Origin of the sequence: Sphingomonas sp. 10B4 (assembly GCF_035019905.1) — a bacterium.
Lineage (GTDB): Bacteria > Pseudomonadota > Alphaproteobacteria > Sphingomonadales > Sphingomonadaceae > Sphingomonas > Sphingomonas glacialis.
On record NZ_JASJVC010000238.1, the window covers coordinates 1 to 333 of the forward strand.

Consider the following 333-nt stretch of genomic DNA (forward strand, 5'->3'; position numbering starts at 1 on the left):
GCGATCCCGACAAGCAATGGAAGTTCGACCCGCAAGACATCGCTGAGCGTGCGCACTGGGATGCCTATCAACAAGCTTATACACAGGCGATCGTCAATACCGACAGCATCACCGCTCCTTGGTACGTGATTCCAGCCGATTCCAAGACTCAGCGCAACCTGGCGATTGCCAGCATTGTGCTCGACAAACTGGAAAGCTTGCAACTTAGCTATCCGGCGTTGAACCCGGCTTATACCAGCATACAGGTAGTGTGAACGGCTTTGTGACGCCGCACATACATCTGCAAAGCCAGCACTGACGCCATTTTCACCCGATATTTTCTGTAGGAAACAG

General features: G+C 52.6%; 1 pseudogene. It reads left to right on the forward strand.

What is annotated here, in order from left to right:
* Positions 1-254, forward strand: a pseudogene (locus tag QN347_RS19635) (polyphosphate kinase 2 family protein); the annotation flags it as partial.
* Between the last annotated feature and the right edge of the window lie 79 nt (positions 255-333).